Source organism: Ralstonia sp. SA306 (genome assembly GCF_054792405.1).
In genome coordinates this window covers 813500-828175 of record NZ_CP096452.1, presented here as the reverse complement: position 1 = coordinate 828175, position 14676 = coordinate 813500, and the positions used below count along the sequence as shown (strand labels likewise).

Sequence of the window (14676 nt, the reverse complement as noted above, 5' to 3'; positions counted from 1 at the left end):
GTCATGCTGCCGACCGAACACGAGCGCAAGCAGATCTTTTACTGGCTCAAGCAGATCAGTTCTTACACCGCATGGAACCGTATCTTCGGGTTCTATCAGGCTTGGGTTCAAGCGGCCGAAGACTGTGCCCGCCGAGCCACAGAACCGGGCGGCCCTGCTGCGGATTACAAACTTATCCTCAACGGGCTAGCGCATTGCGAAGAGGCCGTGCTTCGTCTCAAGAAAGGCGACAAACGCATCTTCAAGTTCGATGCCAATGGTGAACTGGCCATGGCAAACCGCCTCCGCTCTCACTGGATGACGATGCTCTTCCGTATGGAGGATGGGGAAACACTGCAACGCGATGAAAGCAACACGCCTGGCTGGACGCAGTTTCATCAAGCACTGGTGGATCTGTCCGATGCCTGGGGCGAATGCTCTCCCGACATTCTCGAAAGCCAATGGCTAAATGAGCCCGCCCACACGATCTACGGCGATTGGTTCCGGGAAAACCTGCCTAAAATGCATTTCCCCTCTGCCCTACCTGACGTACCTACCCCGAGAGATGAGGTACTCATTCCCACCGGCAAGACAATTCCCTACTCGGGTATATGGGAACCCGTAGACGCACCCAAGCCCACGCTATTCAGCCTGTTCCGCAGCAATGAGAAACCTACGGGGCCGCTTCCTATCATTGGTTGCATGAACTATTTGCATGGCGGGTCGCCTGCGCCGATAGCGAAACAAGAAACTGCAGATGACAGCCTGCGGGTAAGTGTTACTTGGCGACTGCTCTGGCGCGATAACCGCTATGAGGACGGCACCATCCCCGCCGAAGAAGACGGCTACGTTTTCCTGAAACCCGATTCAGCAAAGGAAGAAGTGTTGTCTGTAGCATCTGGCGCTGACGATCCACTCATCTGGGCTGAAAGTGGGCAGCCGGCCCCCCAAACGGGCCGCTGGCTGGCCGAACATGACCTGCATGCCAGCATTACCCTGCAAGCCGGAGAAATCTTACCGATGCATCAGGGAAGAAAATCTCGTTGGACGCTCGCGCGGGCGTAACCGGATATCAAACGCCTTATCGCCTGTACGCGGCAGCGGGCTCGTTCGCTCGTTGTTCACGTCTGGCAATCACCTGCCGCGCGCCGGCACGCAAGTGCTGATGACGTTCATCGACGGCGACATCGACCGTCCGATGATCGCCATGCAGCTGCACAACACGCAAGACGCCCTGCCCTGGGCCCCTGCCGATGCACCGCGGCAAGCCTTGTCCGGCTGGCATTCGCAGGGCCTCGGCGGCGATGGCTACAACCAGTGGGGCGTCGACGATCACCCCGGCCAATTGCGCACGCTCTTGGCCAGCTCCACCGCAAACAGCCAGCTCAACCTCGGCTATGTCACCTCGCACGGCGCCACGGGCGGAGGCCGCGGCACCTAGCGTGGCACTGGCGCCGAACTGCGCACCGATGCCTCGGCCGTGGTGCGCGCGGGAGCCGGTCTGCTGCTCTCCACCACCGCACGAGCGGAAGCCGGCGGCACGTTGCTCGACGCCCACGAAGCGCGCGGGCAACCTAACGCAAACAACAAACTGTAGCGATCGGACTATGGCTTTCAAGGAGGTGCGCCGACAGAAATTTCTGGGCGAAAAAAATTACGCAGCACAAGAATACTGGTACGGAGAGTCGATTCGGCGTTCTCGTGCGCGACTGGCAACGGACACCGAATTAACGGAAAAAGCGGAATCGAGGTTTCGATGGTCAATCGCCTCCGAAGGATTGGAACGCTTGCTCCTCCGCTACACCGATGGCTGTCCGATCGATGAACTGCGGGATGAGTTGCCGGCAATCATCGAGGACTTTGACGCCTACATCGCAAACGAGATTTCCCCACGTCTGCAAGAACCCCCGCGCGCCGTAGCCGACACGCTCGAAATCACTCAACTCGAAGCTTACGTCTATGTGTTCTGGCTACTTGCCCTATGCAAGCTGCTGCGACGTGAGGCACTGATTCCCAAGGTGATGAGTTGGGTGGACAAGACGTTCGACTTCAACCGGGGGCGTGACATCCTTTTCGAAAATGTTGTACGGGCATTGACCGGAAGACACGTCGAAGCCGAAAAGGTTTTGCTGCATCCGCTTCCGTATCGACCACTCGGCCGGGCCACCCTGTACGCGCCAGAAGAGCGCCCCGCACTGGTCAAGGAATTCGTCGAAACTTGGTACAAACACATGAAGCCGTGCTATTGGCATGGCACACACATCGACGGCACGTCTTACTTCGGTTACTGGGCATTCGAAGCCGCTCTGGTCACTGTGCTGTGGGATATCGACGACAGTAGTTATCGTGACAACCTTGTTTATCCACGGGACTTGGTGGACTGGTACCGCTCGCATGCCGGCTCAGCACCGGACGGCACCCCGCCACGCACACCAGCCGGCGAGTCTTGTCCCAAAGAGGGTTGGTGGTTCACGCCCGCAGCAACTGACTCCCGTCGGTTCTTTAAGCAAGGCGAGACCATGCCGGAAGTGAAATCTGATTACGGCTCAACATTTTGGCAATGGGATAAAGACCAAGCGAAACCCGAACCCAAGCTGTGAAGCAAAGAAGTCCCGAACACCCTCTTCAGCAATGAAGTGCTGAGGAGGTTTTTCCATGTTCTGGCTTCTCTACTTGGCCCTGCCCGTCTACGCCGGGGAGCAGGTCGCCTCTCATGTCGCACCGAAGCACGGCTTGCTCGCGGGACTCAGTGTCCTGATTGCTGTAATGCTCGCCGTGCTGGTGCCGCAAACGGCTTTTCTCCTCTGGTTGAGTGCCGTCGTGGATCGTCCGAGCAAAGCCAACCCCGAGAAAGGGCCAGCTCGGACCACGGTAGAGAGCGCCAACGTCCCGATGCCGGAGAAGACTGGCGCGCGAGCACGTTTTCGCCAGCTGATCGTGTATCAGATAGAGCTGAACCAGGTTCTTAGCGACTACAACAGGGAGCAGCAAGGCAATCTGGTTTCAGACTATTTTGCCCTCTGTATATTGAAAGACTATGGAGCCGTCATTCACGCCGGAAATGTTGGTACACCAAACCAACTAAGGCAGGTGCTTGACCCTCTTTTGAAAGATCCAGACAATGCATCGAATCTTCCGAAATAAAGCTGCCGGATTTCTCTATTTTTTCTTCATTTCGTCGTGTAGCTTCGCGACTTCGAAGGGTTCGATCGGGCTCGCAGTTAAACAAACAGGTGAATTGCCTGTCGTATGTCTTGCGGCGGCTGATGAGAATGGAAATCAACCTGTTCGGGTCCATTTCGTCGGCGTTTCTCATGCAACGGGGTCTTTTGGAAGTGAGTCATACTGGCAGGTCGAGGTTCCGGAATCTTCGAAACCGCTCTATCTGAAGCGCGGCGAGTGCCTCACCTATGGCCAGGCTATCGCGGGCGCCAATATTCTGACGGAACCCAAAAAGCTCCAGCCCGGCGTGCTGTATGGAATCGGCCTTGTCCCGTACGACGCAGACTTCGTCTACGGCGCAAACTTTTGCTTGATCCCTCAACCCAACGGAAAGTTGAAAGTGGTTGATCCCGCAATTGAACGTGGCGTTTGCCCTGCCAAGTAGCTTCCGAGTTTTTATCTCGGGTATGTTGCGCACTAGCCCCCCGTCCTTATGCGGCAGGGCTCAATCCGTTGCACCACCCCGGGGAACGCTTGCGGGCAAGCACTATTCCCCTCCACCCGGCGCCAGCCCCACACGCTGATGGGCAGCTTGCTGTTTTGTGCCAAGAGTGCAGGAGAAGGAACGACAGAAATACGGTTCGATCTTGGGAAGAACATCGTCGACACGGCACGTGCATCAGGCATTCCGACAGCCGCACCGTGCATACCGCCAAGGTGGCTGAACACGAAGAAGCCGCCAAAGACAACCACGAAGTCGTTGTTACCCCATGAGCACGAATCAAGCTATACAAGGCGGCGTCATGCTGCCGACCGAACACGAGCGCAAGCAAATCTTTTACTGGCTCAAGCAGATCAGTTCTTACACCGCATGGAACCGTATCTTCGGGTTCTATCAGGCTTGGGCTCAGGCGGCCGAAGACTGTGCCCGCCGAGCCACAGAACCGGGCGGCCCTGCTGCGGATTACAAACTTATCCTCAACGGGCTAGCGCATTGCGAAGAGGCCGTGCTTCGTCTCAAGAAAGGTGACAAACGCATCTTCAAGTTTGATGCGAATGGCGAACTGGCTATGGCCGACCGTCTACTCACGTATTGGGAGAAGATGCTATTCCGCATGGAGGACGGGGAAACACTGCAACGCGATGAAGGCAACACCCCCGGCTGGACACAGTTTCACCAAGCGTTGGCGAAGCTGTGTGCGGCTTGGGGCGAGTGCGCTCCCGACATTCTTGAGCCTCGCTACCTCGATACGGAAACCTACACGTTCTGCAACGATTACCTCAGGGCGAAACTCAATCAGATGATATTTCCGAGTCCCCTGCCTGATGTGCCGGACCCCAAAGAGGACGTGCTGGTCTCCAGCGGAAAGATGACGCCCTATTCGGGTATTTGGGAACCCGTCGATGCCCCCAAGCCAAAACTGTTCAGCCTGTTCCGAAACAACGAACAGCCCAAGGGGTCGTTTCCCATCGTCGGCACAATGAGCTATCTGCACGGCGGCTCAAACGCCCCCAACATGGCCGCCTACGCCGAAGAACGCGGTTTACCGACCACGTGGCGCGTTCTTTGGCGCGATACCCGCTACGAGGATGGCACCATCCCCGACGAGGAGCGGGATTACGTCTTCCTGAAGCCAGAGTCAGCACAAGAAGAGGCTTCGTCAACTGTGTCTGCTACTCCCGATCTGCTCATCTGGGCGGAAAGCGGGCAACCAGCACCCCAAACGGGCCGCTGGCTGGCCGAACATGACCTACAAGCCAGCATCACACTCCAAGCAGGAGACATCCTACCGATGCATCAGGGAAGAAAATCTCGTTGGACGCTCGCGCGGGCGTAACCGGGCGGCAAACGCCTTATCGCGTTAAAGCGGCAACGGGCTCGTTCGCTCGTCGCTCACCCCTGGCAATCACCTGCCGTGCGCCGGCACGCAGGTGCTGCCGACTTTCATCGACGGCGACATCGACCGCCCAATCACCGGATGCGAAGTTCCAAATGAGCACGCCGCTTTATCCGCAGGAAATCTATCTGCTCGAACGCCACACCTCTGTCGAGTACTTCGGCGCGATGCGCAACGCGTGGCACGCGGCGGTCAACCATGTGGAAGACTGCCTTGCTCGATTCATGACAAAACTCCCAGCGGACTATCGCAGTCGCCCGCAACCTTTACAACCCGACATTGTCTGGGGACAGCGTGCGCTTCCGAATTTCCGCCAAACGGCGCTGATGCTCGACGACAGCTTCATCCGATTAACGCATCACGACTATGGCAGCACCATTTGGCAGTGGGATACGGATCAGGGCGAGCCCAAACTCTAGTGCTACAGCACAGTTTCTGGAACAAACTATGAGTCTTCTGCAAAAACTATTCGGTCGAAACACCACCAAAGTGGCCACCAACCCGCCGTCACCGCCAAAGGACGAAGACACCTCCGCCGACATCGCCCCCGAACTCGCCTCTGCCCTGAAGGCCTACCAGCAAGGCCAGCACGAAGCTGCCATCGCAGCTGCTGCGCCCTACGCGAGTCACCACGCCGACGCCAACCGCCTCTGCGCGCTCGCCTATTCGGACATGCGCCGTTATCCCGAGGCGTTTCCTTACTGGCTTGCGCTGTTCGAACAGGAGCCCAGCGCGCACAACGCACTACAGTTGGCGACCACCTCGGTCATGTGCGGCGAATTGAAGCGCGGCGAAGCGTGGCTGATGAAGTTCGACGAGGTCAATGAGCAGACGCACGAAATGTCCAGCGTCACGGCCCGCACGCAGTTCATCTCGTCGCTCACGCAGAGCGGGCACATGGCCGAAGCGTTGCCGTACCTGGATTGGCTGCGCGATGTCTATGCGCATGTCCGCATTACGGATTCGCATTTTCTGTACATGCGCGGCATCCCGTTCTTCCTCAGCTTCCTGGAGAACAGCCTGCCCATTCTCAAGGCAAACATGCCGAACGACAGGATCGTCGATTGGTATGGAACTTTGGTGGGAAAATTGGACGAGGAAGGCGAGGCACAACTTGAGCAGTGGCGGCAATCATTGGTTGTCACGGCGGGCACTTGAACGTGCCCTGCTGCGACACCAGCGTGCAAAGTGATATGAGCAAGAGAGGCCTTTCGCGATTACTGGGGCTCTTCTGCATCGCAGTCGCCATTGCAGGCTGCACGCCAGACGATCCGCGCCCTAACACCAACGTGACAGCACTTTCGCAGCACATCCACCTCAGCATGCCTCCCGCGGCTGCCCGCTTCGAGATAGCCACCCTTCCAGAGCGCAACGACGAAGGCGTACCAGGGCCGACGGACTACGTTGCCCTGATCGCTGCGATCCGGCCACAGGGCCCCGACAACGCGATCATCGCGAATCAGCCCCGCATTGGTGAAGCGGCCGCAGTTCCGGAAGCGTTCCTGCGTGCCTGGCTTTCCGAGGCAGAGAAAGACGCATTGCAACGAGCAGCCGCGCCAGGCGGTACGGCGTACAACATCAGAGCGTTGACGAGCCAGGCCGCCAAACGCGCGATCGCAGTCCCCCTGAATGCCGGCGAGTGGGTCTTATACATCGAGTACGTCGCGCCATAGCCGTCAGCCCTTCAAGGGGCGATCAACTACTCCCCCGCAGCGGGCGCCAGCACCTCACGCTGCCCATTGCGCCCCATCGGCGACACCAGCCCAGCCGCTTCCATCTGCTCAATCAGCCGCGCGGCACGGTTGTAACCAATGCGCAGTTGACGCTGCACGGAGGAAATCGACGCGCGGCGCGTGTTGAGCACAAACGCCGCGGCTTCGTCGTAGAGCGGATCGGCTTCTGCGTCTGCGCTTTCGCCTCCGAACAAATCCCCGCTCGCGGCAGCTTCGGCTGGATCGCCGGCGAGGATGGCCTCGTCGTACTCGGGTTCACCAAATTGTTTCCAGTGTTCGACCACGCGGTGCACCTCTTCGTCGGCGACGAACGCGCCGTGCACGCGTTGCGGATAGCCGGTGCCCGGTGGCAAGAACAGCATGTCGCCCTGGCCAAGCAGGGATTCGGCGCCCATCTGATCGAGAATCGTGCGCGAGTCGATCTTGGATGACACCTGGAACGCCACACGCGTGGGAATGTTCGCCTTGATAAGGCCGGTGATGACGTCCACCGACGGCCGCTGCGTCGCCAGAATCAGGTGGATGCCGGCGGCGCGGGCCTTCTGTGCGAGGCGCGCGATCAGTTCTTCGATCTTCTTGCCGGCCACCATCATCAGGTCGGCCAACTCGTCGATGACGACCACGATCAGCGGCAGCGTCGAGAGCGGCTCGGGCGCATCGGGCGTGAGCGAGAACGGGTTCGGCACCTTGCGGCCGGCCTGTTCCGCGGCCCGGATTTTCTGGTTGTAGCCGGCCAGGTTGCGCACACCCAAGGCCGACATCAGGCGGTAGCGCTTTTCCATTTCGCCAACGCACCAGTTGAGCGCGTGCGCGGCCTGCTTCATGTCCGTCACGACCGGCGCCAGCAGATGCGGAATGCCCTCGTACACAGAGAGCTCCAGCATCTTCGGGTCGATCATGATCATGCGCACGTCGTCGGGCGTGGCCTTGTACAGCATCGACAGGATCATCGCGTTGACAGCCACCGATTTGCCCGAGCCGGTCGTGCCGGCCACGAGCAGGTGCGGTGCGCGCGCGAGATCGGTCACCACCGGGTTGCCGGTGATGTCCTTGCCCATGGCCAGCACGAGGTGCGACGCGTGCGACTGGAAATCCGCCGCGTTCACGACTTCCGACAAGCGGATCATTTCGCGCTTGGCGTTGGGCAATTCCAGGCCCATGCACGTCTTGCCGGGAATCGTCTCGACCACGCGGATGGACGTCACGCCCAGCGCGCGTGCCAGATCCTTCATCAGCCCGACGACTTGCGCGCCGCGCACGCCGATCGCGGGGTCGACCTCGAAACGCGTGATGACCGGGCCGGCCGAGGCACCAACGACCGTCACCGGCACCTTGAACTCCGCCAAGCGCTGGGCGATCAGGTTGCTGGTCTCTTCCAGATGTTCGGCGGAGACCGCTTCCGCGCTGGTTGATGCGGCGGTCAGCAATGCGGCGCCCGGCAAGCGGTAGTCGACGATGCGCGGTGCAGCAGGAGCCGGAACAGGAGCCGGCGCCGGTGCCGGCACGGGTACTGCGACGACTGCCGGTGCCGCACGTGACACCACCTCCCCCACCACGGCAGGCAAGACGATGCGCGGCTTGGGCGTGGGCAATGCAGGTGCTGCTTCGGGCTGCGCGACCGGCTCGATAACCGGCGTGGCGGGCAGCACTTCCGCCTCGGGCAGTGCTTCGACAATCGGAGCGGCTTCAGCTTCAACTACCGGCTCGGCAACCTCCGGCTCGGGCATCGTCGCTACGGCGGGCGCCATCAGCCCGCGCAGTTCGGCCAGGAGCGCTTCCGCCTCCTGACGTACAGCATCCAGGTCGACGGTCTGGGTTTCTGCAACGGCGGCTTGCGCGTCCACCAGCTCCGGCACCGTGGATTCGGCCGGGACAACCCGCTCGCTTGGCGGCGTAGCCTGCGTCTCAGGTGCCGCTGGTGCTGGTGCCTTTGTCTGCAGACCCAGTTGTGGTTGATGGAACGGGCTGCTGACGATGGTGGCACGCGGCTTTGGGCGTGCTGGAGGCGCTTGCGGCGGAATGGCTGCTGCGGCAGGCGGCGCCGTCTTCGCGCTTGTGGGCGCGTCTGCCGGCGCGCCCTTCTTTGCGTCGAGCAGCGGCCAGATCTCGCCCGGCTGCGGCGGTGACGGGCGCGTGCGCGGGGGTGGCTGCCATGCGGGCTGCCGTCGCGCAGAAACGGCTTCGATGCCACGGTGACGCACGGCCGGCTGCGCGGGGCCGGTGTTACCGCTCCAACGCGCCTCCCCTGCTCCGCCGAGGCCGAGCGCGGTCGGCTTCAAGCCGTCGTCAACGGGCTCATCGTGGCGTGTGTCCGGCTCGGAAGACGCCTCGGTATCAGCAGTGCGGTGGCGGTTGAACACTTGACCCCACGATCGCCCGAACACCATGGGCGCGACCCAGATCAGCACACCGAGCATCAGCAGGAACGCGCCCGTCCAGCCCAGCATGTGCGAGAACAGCGACGATACTGCGCGCCCGGCAGCACCTCCGGCCTTGTCCTGCGGATCGGCGCCAGAGGTCAGGGCTTCAAGCGCGGCGCTGGCGCTCAGGGCGACGAGCGTCACCAGCCAGAGCCGCACGGTGCCCCGGCCTTTCAGAAAATCCCGCTCCCCCGCCAGCGCGCGCGTTACATACCGCCACACCAACGGCAGCAGCCACACGGTGGAAATGCCAAACCAGCCAAGCACCATTTCAAACGCCATCTGCAAATACCAGGCCGCGATTGTAGCGGGGCGCGCCACCGTCATGAGAATCGCCCGACCGAAAAACACCCGGCCGGGCTTACTGACAACACGATTCAGCGCAGCGTGCCCGATGCAGTGGCCCGTGTGCTTGCGCTGCACGCGGCCGTGCTGTTCTCGGTGGTCGCGGCCGGGGTGGGCGCCTATATCGGCTCGCTGGCGGGTGCGATGCTCGCCACCCGCGACGAGCCCAATCCCGCGCAGCCGCCTGACGCCACCCTGCGCACGCGCCATTCCGGCGTGCTGCTGGCGGCGCGCGTGACACCCGAGCGCGAGGCCGAAGCCGCGCGCATTCTGGCCAGCGCCGGCGGGATGGATGTCGAAGAAGCCGCAGGCCGCTGGCGCAACGGCGAGTGGGTCGACTTCGACCCGCTCAGCCCTGCCAAGCTCAATCCGAAGATTGCTCAGCGGGCTGCGTGATCGACGTTGGCGACAAGAGAAATCAAACCGCCGTACTGGGCGCCGTTCCGCCTCGCTGCACTGGCACCGGACGCGCCTGGTTGTCGTTGAGCATGGTCCACACGAGGATGGCCGCCACGATGTCGAACACGGCCAGCGCCACGAACAGCGGGTTGTAGCCGATGGTCGTTGCCAGCGTGCCGACCGCCAGCGAGAAGAGCATGCCGCCCAGGTAGCCCGACATGCCTGCCAGCCCCACGGCCGTGCCGACCTCATGCTTGCCGAACATGTCAGACGTGAGCGTGTAGAGCGCGCCAGAGAGCGTCTGGTGCGCAAAGCCACCCACGCAAAACAGCGCAATCGCCGTGTAGGGGCTCGTCGCCAGACCAATGCAAGCCGGGCCGATCATGCACAGACAGCCCGTCACCATCACCAGCTTGCGAGACGTCACGAGCGATACCGAGAAGCGCTTCTGGAACCACGGCGCCAGATAGCCACCGAGCACGCAGCCCACGTCTGCCGCCAGGAACGGCAGCCAAGCAAACAGGGCGATCTCTTTCAGGTTCATATGGCGCTCGGTGGCCATATAAAGCGGAATCCAATAATTGAACGTCTGCCACGCCGGCTCCGACAGAAAGCGCGGGATGGCGATGCCCCAGAACCGGCGGCCACTGACGATCTTGCCCCACGAGGGCTTGGGCGCATTCGCGTGGTCGTCCGAGGTTTCCTGGCCGGCGCGGATGTAATCGCGCTCCTCTTCCGACAAGCGGTGATGTTTGGCCGGCACGCGATACAGCAGGAACCACAGCACGCTCCACACCAACCCGATCCCGCCAATCACGACAAAAGCAAAGCGCCAGTTGCCGTGCAAGATGCACCAGACCACCAGCGGAGGCGCCACCACCGCGCCCACGGAGGAGCCAATGTTGAACCAGCCGGTTGCAATCGACCGCTCCTTGGCCGGGAACCACTCCGCCGTTGCCCGCAGCGCCGAAGGAAAACCTGCTGCTTCCGTCATCCCGAGCATCGCGCGGAACGCGGCCAGCGACAGCCAGCTTCCCGCCGTACTGTGCAGCAGGCAGACCACCGACCACGCCGCCGCAAACAGCGCAAAACCCAGCTTGGTGCCCAGCACGTCAAGGACGTAACCCGCCACTGGCTGCATCACCATGTAGGCCGCCTGGAATGCCGCAACGATGTAGCCGTACTGCTGCGTGCTGATGTTCAGCACCTTGTTCACTTCGGGCGCCGCCACGGCCAGCGCATTGCGGGCCAGGTAGTTCATGATCAGGCCGCTGAGTACCAGGACGATGATCCACCAGCGCAAGCCTTTGATGGGTTTCATGTGTTGTCTCCTAAGAGCCCCGGTGTGTTCTTGTGTGCGGGGCGTATTGCAGGTTCAAAGGTGCAAGACGGGTTCCGGCAATCCGGTCACGCCCGGGCGCACGGCAAACGTGGCGCCCGAGAGCGGGTCGTCGCCGATCAGGATCGACGTAACGAACAGGGTATCCAGCCCAGGCCCGCCGAACGCGCACATGGCAGGTTTGGACGTGGGAATGGCGATGCTCCGATCGAGACGACCGTCCGGCGTGAAGCGATGCACAAACCCCGCATCGTTACCGCAGATCCAGTAGCAGCCGTCGGCATCCACCGCAGCGCCATCGGGGCGGCCCGGGTGCGCGTTCATGTCGATGAAGACGCGGCGGTTGTGCGGCGTGCCGCTGTCAACGTCGTAGTCGAAGGCCCAGATGGTCTGGCGGCTTGCGTGCGAATCCGACAGATACATCGTCTTGCCGTCGGGGCTGAAGGCCAGGCCGTTCGGCACGATCAGATCGTCGATGACGGCATCGACACGCCCGGCGCGAGCGGCCTCCGCGTCAAAGCGATACAGCTTGCCGAGCGGCAGACCTAGCGAGGTGTCGAACACCATCGTGCCGGCCCACAAACGGCCCTGGCGGTCGCAGCGGCCGTCGTTGAAGCGCATGTCAGGGCGCGAGTGCGCCACCGTGGCGAGACGCTGCAGCGGGCCAAGCTCGGCGCCGGCGCGGGGCTGTGGTGCGAGGAAGATACCCGTCTCCATGGCCATCGCCCAACCGTTGGACGTCATGGCAATACAGCCGGCCATCTCAGGCAGCGCCCAGCTGTTGGTCTGGCCGGAGAAGAAGTTCCAGCGCCACAGCCTGCGGCCCGGAATGTCCGTCCAGTACAGCGCCTGCTCGCCGGCGTGCCAGATGGGGCTTTCGCCCACACCGCATTGCATGCTGCCAACGCGCTCGACAGTCGGCTCTACATTCACTTGCATTGCGTCAGTCTCCGAACGGGCCGGCTTTGACAAACGCTCCGCCCTGGTACTGCGCAGCCGGGTCATCGGCGGGCAGCGGCGGTTGTGCTTCGACCTGTGTGCGGAAGATCTCGCTCGTCTCCGTAGGTGTGTAGCCAAGGTGCGCGGCGTGGCGGTTGTCCCACCAGCGGTCGCGATTGTTCGACATGCCGTACACCACGGTAAAACCCACGCTCGGCACGAACAAGGCGCGGCGGATAAGCTGCTCCAGGTCGTCGTAGCCGAGCCAGGTGACGAGCATGCGGCGGTCCTTCGCTTCTGCAAACGAAGAGCCGATGCGGATGGCCACCGTTTCGATGCCGTAGCGATCGAAATAGAAACTGGCCAGTTGCTCGCCAAACACCTTGCTCAGCCCGTAGTAGCCATCGGGCTTGGTGGGCGAGGTGCTGTCGATCACCTCGCCCTGCTTGTAGAAACCGATGGTGTGGTTCGAGCTGGCGAACACGATGCGGCGCACGCCATGACGACGGGCAGCTTCGTACAGGTTGTAGGTCCCTGCTATGTTGGCCGGCAGGATCTCTTCAAACGGCCGCTCGACCGACACGCCGCCAAGATGCACGATCGCATCCGTACCGGCGACAAGCGCATCGACGGCCTTCGCATCCGCCAGGTCACACGGTGCGAGCTCCTCGCCGGTGCGCGCTTCGCCAAGATTTGATATATCAGACAAGCGCAAAAAATCGGCGTATTTGGGCAGACGCTCGCGCAGCACCTTGCCGAGGTTGCCGCCTGCGCCAGTGAGCAGCAGGCGGTGGCAACGCGTGGTCACCCCCGCGAGGGGGTCGGGTTGAACGTGGACTTCAGTGGTCATATCAGGTCACCGGGGCGGGATTGAACAGCGCCAGCGCATTATGCAGGCCCAGCTTGTCGGCGCAAACTTCCTTGCGGCCGCTCGCCACGTCAAGAATCAGGTGGAACAGCTCCCAGCCGATGTCGGCAATGCTCGCTTCGCCCGTGGCAATGCGGCCGGCGTCGAGGTCGATCAGGTCGTGCCAGCGCTCGGACAGCGCCTTGCGCGTCGATACCTTGATGACCGGCGCCATGGCCAGTCCATACGGCGTGCCGCGGCCAGTGGTGAAGACCTGAAGGTTCATGCCGGAGGCCAACTGCAACGTGCCGCAAACGAAATCGCTCGCGGGTGTCGCGGCAAAGATCAGGCCCTTGCGACGCACCTTCTCGCCCGGGCCGAGCACGTCAACGATAGGCGTGCTGCCCGACTTGACGATCGAACCCAGCGCCTTTTCCACCACGTTGGACAGGCCGCCTTTCTTGTTCCCCGGCGACGGGTTGGCGCTGCGGTCGGTCTGGCCGCCGCTCAGGTAGTCGTCGTACCAGGCCATCTCGCGCAGCAGCGCACGGCCGACGTCTTCGTCAATGGCGCGCGGCGTAAGCAGATGGATGGCGTCACGCACTTCGGTCACTTCCGAGAACATCACGGTACCGCCTGCGCGCACGATCAGGTCCGCCGCAAAACCCACTGCGGGGTTGGCCGTTACACCCGAAAACGCATCGCTGCCGCCGCACTGCACCCCGACCACGAGATCGGACGCCGGGCAGGTTTCGCGCTGGCGCTTGTTCAGGTGTTCCAGGCGGCGCTCGGCCATCTCCATGATGGCGTCGGTCATGCCGATGAAGCCGTCGAAGGCTTCGTCCTGCAGACGCAGCACCGGCGAATCCGCCGTGCCTGCCACTTCGATGGGAATACGGCCACCCGGCGCGAGCCTTTCCGGCACGAGGCGTTCGGGCACGAGCTTTTCGCAACCCAAGCCGATCACCATGATCTCGCCGCCAAAGTTCGGGTTCAGCGCCAGGTTCTGCAGCGTGCGAATCGGCACGATGGCGGCCGGCGCATTGATGGCCACGCCGCAACCGTACACGTGGTTCAGCGCCACCACATCGTCAACGTTCGGGAAGCGCGGCAGCAGCTCGCGCTTGATACGGCCGACCACGTAATCCGTCACGCCGGCCACGCACTGCACGCTGGTCATGATGCCGAGCACGTTTTTCGTGCCGACCGTGCCATCTGCGTTGCGATAGCCCTCGAAGGTGTAGCCCTCCAGTTTGGCCAGCTTGGGATCGGGGCGCGTGGCCAGCGGCAGCTCATCCAGCGCGGGTGCGGACGGTAGCTTCACGGCGTGCTCATTGACCCAGCTACCGCGCGGAAGCGGCTTCACGGCATAGCCGATCACCTCGTTGTAGCGGATGATGGCGTCGCCTTCGGCCAGGTCGACCAGCGCCACCTTGTGGCCTTGCGGCACGCCTTCGACGAGCACAGTGCCATCGGCCAGTGCCGTGCCGGCCGGCAAGCCGCGCGCATTGACGACGATGGCGACGTTGTCACCATCGTGCACGCGGATCGTCAGCGCCTTTTCAGTTGCGTTGCCGGCTTCAGGGGCCAGCGTCGGTTCAGACATCACAGACTC

At 62.1% G+C, this 14676-nt stretch carries 14 protein-coding genes and 1 pseudogene; 10 read left to right on the top strand and 5 right to left on the bottom strand.

What is annotated here, in order from left to right; translation table 11 throughout:
- Positions 1–3: 3 nt before the first annotated feature.
- The 9 genes and pseudogenes from M1D44_RS20360 (at position 4) to M1D44_RS20320 (ending at position 6712) form a co-directional block, all read left to right on the top strand.
- A complete protein-coding gene (locus M1D44_RS20360) occupies positions 4–1044 on the top strand; it encodes an Imm71 family immunity protein (RefSeq protein WP_316852277.1) in 1041 nt (346 codons plus the stop codon).
- A 67-nt stretch (positions 1045–1111) separates the two neighbouring features.
- A pseudogene (locus M1D44_RS20355) lies at positions 1112–1552 on the top strand (type VI secretion system Vgr family protein); the annotation flags it as partial.
- Between the two features lie 34 nt (positions 1553–1586).
- On the top strand, positions 1587–2579 hold the full coding sequence (locus M1D44_RS20350) for a PoNe immunity protein domain-containing protein (protein ID WP_316852276.1): 993 nt from the start codon (positions 1587–1589) through the stop codon (positions 2577–2579).
- Between the two features lie 55 nt (positions 2580–2634).
- A complete protein-coding gene (locus M1D44_RS20345; protein WP_316852275.1) occupies positions 2635–3123 on the top strand; it encodes a hypothetical protein in 489 nt (162 codons plus the stop codon).
- Positions 3101–3586 carry a hypothetical protein gene (locus M1D44_RS20340; RefSeq protein ID WP_316852274.1) on the top strand — a complete coding sequence of 162 codons (486 nt, stop codon included), beginning with the start codon at positions 3101–3103 and terminating at the stop codon, positions 3584–3586. The genes M1D44_RS20345 and M1D44_RS20340 overlap by 23 nt, the downstream gene beginning before the upstream one ends.
- A 358-nt stretch (positions 3587–3944) precedes the next feature.
- Complete coding sequence (locus M1D44_RS20335; protein ID WP_316852273.1) at positions 3945–4979, top strand: Imm71 family immunity protein; 1035 nt, start codon at positions 3945–3947, stop codon at positions 4977–4979.
- A gap of 155 nt (positions 4980–5134) precedes the next feature.
- Entirely contained in the window at positions 5135–5458 is a 324-nt protein-coding gene (locus M1D44_RS20330) for a hypothetical protein (protein WP_024978988.1), read from the top strand.
- Positions 5459–5486: 28 nt separating this feature from the next.
- Positions 5487–6197 carry a hypothetical protein gene (locus tag M1D44_RS20325; RefSeq protein ID WP_316852272.1) on the top strand — a complete coding sequence of 237 codons (711 nt, stop codon included), beginning with the start codon at positions 5487–5489 and terminating at the stop codon, positions 6195–6197.
- A gap of 35 nt (positions 6198–6232) precedes the next feature.
- Positions 6233–6712 (top strand): hypothetical protein, encoded by a 480-nt coding sequence (locus M1D44_RS20320; RefSeq protein WP_024978990.1) that lies wholly within the window; start codon positions 6233–6235, stop codon positions 6710–6712.
- Between the two features lie 26 nt (positions 6713–6738).
- On the opposite strand, the gene M1D44_RS20315 is transcribed toward M1D44_RS20320, so the two are convergent.
- Positions 6739–9474, bottom strand: a complete 2736-nt coding sequence (locus M1D44_RS20315; RefSeq protein WP_316852271.1) for an FtsK/SpoIIIE family DNA translocase — start codon at positions 9472–9474, stop codon at positions 6739–6741.
- A 105-nt stretch (positions 9475–9579) separates the two neighbouring features.
- Between M1D44_RS20315 and M1D44_RS20310 the strand changes: the two genes are divergently transcribed.
- A complete protein-coding gene (locus M1D44_RS20310) occupies positions 9580–9933 on the top strand; it encodes a hypothetical protein (protein ID WP_162634415.1) in 354 nt (117 codons plus the stop codon).
- Positions 9934–9955: 22 nt separating this feature from the next.
- Here the strand turns inward: M1D44_RS20310 and M1D44_RS20305 are convergent, their stop codons facing one another.
- The 4 genes from M1D44_RS20305 to garD are packed head-to-tail and all read right to left on the bottom strand — an operon-like array spanning position 9956 to position 14667.
- The gene (locus tag M1D44_RS20305; RefSeq protein ID WP_024978993.1) at positions 9956–11257 is read right to left on the bottom strand and encodes an MFS transporter; all 1302 of its coding nucleotides are present in this window, start codon (positions 11255–11257) and stop codon (positions 9956–9958) included.
- Positions 11258–11311: 54 nt separating this feature from the next.
- Positions 11312–12214, bottom strand: coding sequence for an SMP-30/gluconolactonase/LRE family protein (locus M1D44_RS20300; protein WP_024978994.1), 903 nt, complete (start codon positions 12212–12214; stop codon positions 11312–11314).
- 4 nt (positions 12215–12218) lie between these two features.
- Entirely contained in the window at positions 12219–13064 is an 846-nt protein-coding gene (locus tag M1D44_RS20295) for an NAD-dependent epimerase/dehydratase family protein (RefSeq protein ID WP_024978995.1), read from the bottom strand.
- Position 13065: 1 nt separating this feature from the next.
- Complete coding sequence (gene garD, locus M1D44_RS20290) at positions 13066–14667, bottom strand: galactarate dehydratase (RefSeq protein WP_316852270.1); 1602 nt, start codon at positions 14665–14667, stop codon at positions 13066–13068.
- Positions 14668–14676: the final 9 nt, after the last annotated feature.

Coding starts and splice junctions, on each gene's coding strand:
- M1D44_RS20315 (WP_316852271.1), bottom strand. CDS start 9,474: ATGGCGTTTGAAATGGTGCTTGGCTGGTTTGGCATTTCCACCGTGTGG.
- M1D44_RS20350 (WP_316852276.1), top strand. CDS start 1,587: ATGGCTTTCAAGGAGGTGCGCCGACAGAAATTTCTGGGCGAAAAAAAT.
- M1D44_RS20300 (WP_024978994.1), bottom strand. CDS start 12,214: ATGCAAGTGAATGTAGAGCCGACTGTCGAGCGCGTTGGCAGCATGCAA.
- M1D44_RS20330 (WP_024978988.1), top strand. CDS start 5,135: ATGAGCACGCCGCTTTATCCGCAGGAAATCTATCTGCTCGAACGCCAC.
- M1D44_RS20295 (WP_024978995.1), bottom strand. CDS start 13,064: ATGACCACTGAAGTCCACGTTCAACCCGACCCCCTCGCGGGGGTGACC.
- M1D44_RS20335 (WP_316852273.1), top strand. CDS start 3,945: ATGCTGCCGACCGAACACGAGCGCAAGCAAATCTTTTACTGGCTCAAG.
- M1D44_RS20320 (WP_024978990.1), top strand. CDS start 6,233: ATGAGCAAGAGAGGCCTTTCGCGATTACTGGGGCTCTTCTGCATCGCA.
- garD (WP_316852270.1), bottom strand. CDS start 14,667: ATGTCTGAACCGACGCTGGCCCCTGAAGCCGGCAACGCAACTGAAAAG.
- M1D44_RS20340 (WP_316852274.1), top strand. CDS start 3,101: ATGCATCGAATCTTCCGAAATAAAGCTGCCGGATTTCTCTATTTTTTC.
- M1D44_RS20325 (WP_316852272.1), top strand. CDS start 5,487: ATGAGTCTTCTGCAAAAACTATTCGGTCGAAACACCACCAAAGTGGCC.
- M1D44_RS20360 (WP_316852277.1), top strand. CDS start 4: ATGCTGCCGACCGAACACGAGCGCAAGCAGATCTTTTACTGGCTCAAG.
- M1D44_RS20345 (WP_316852275.1), top strand. CDS start 2,635: ATGTTCTGGCTTCTCTACTTGGCCCTGCCCGTCTACGCCGGGGAGCAG.
- M1D44_RS20305 (WP_024978993.1), bottom strand. CDS start 11,257: ATGAAACCCATCAAAGGCTTGCGCTGGTGGATCATCGTCCTGGTACTC.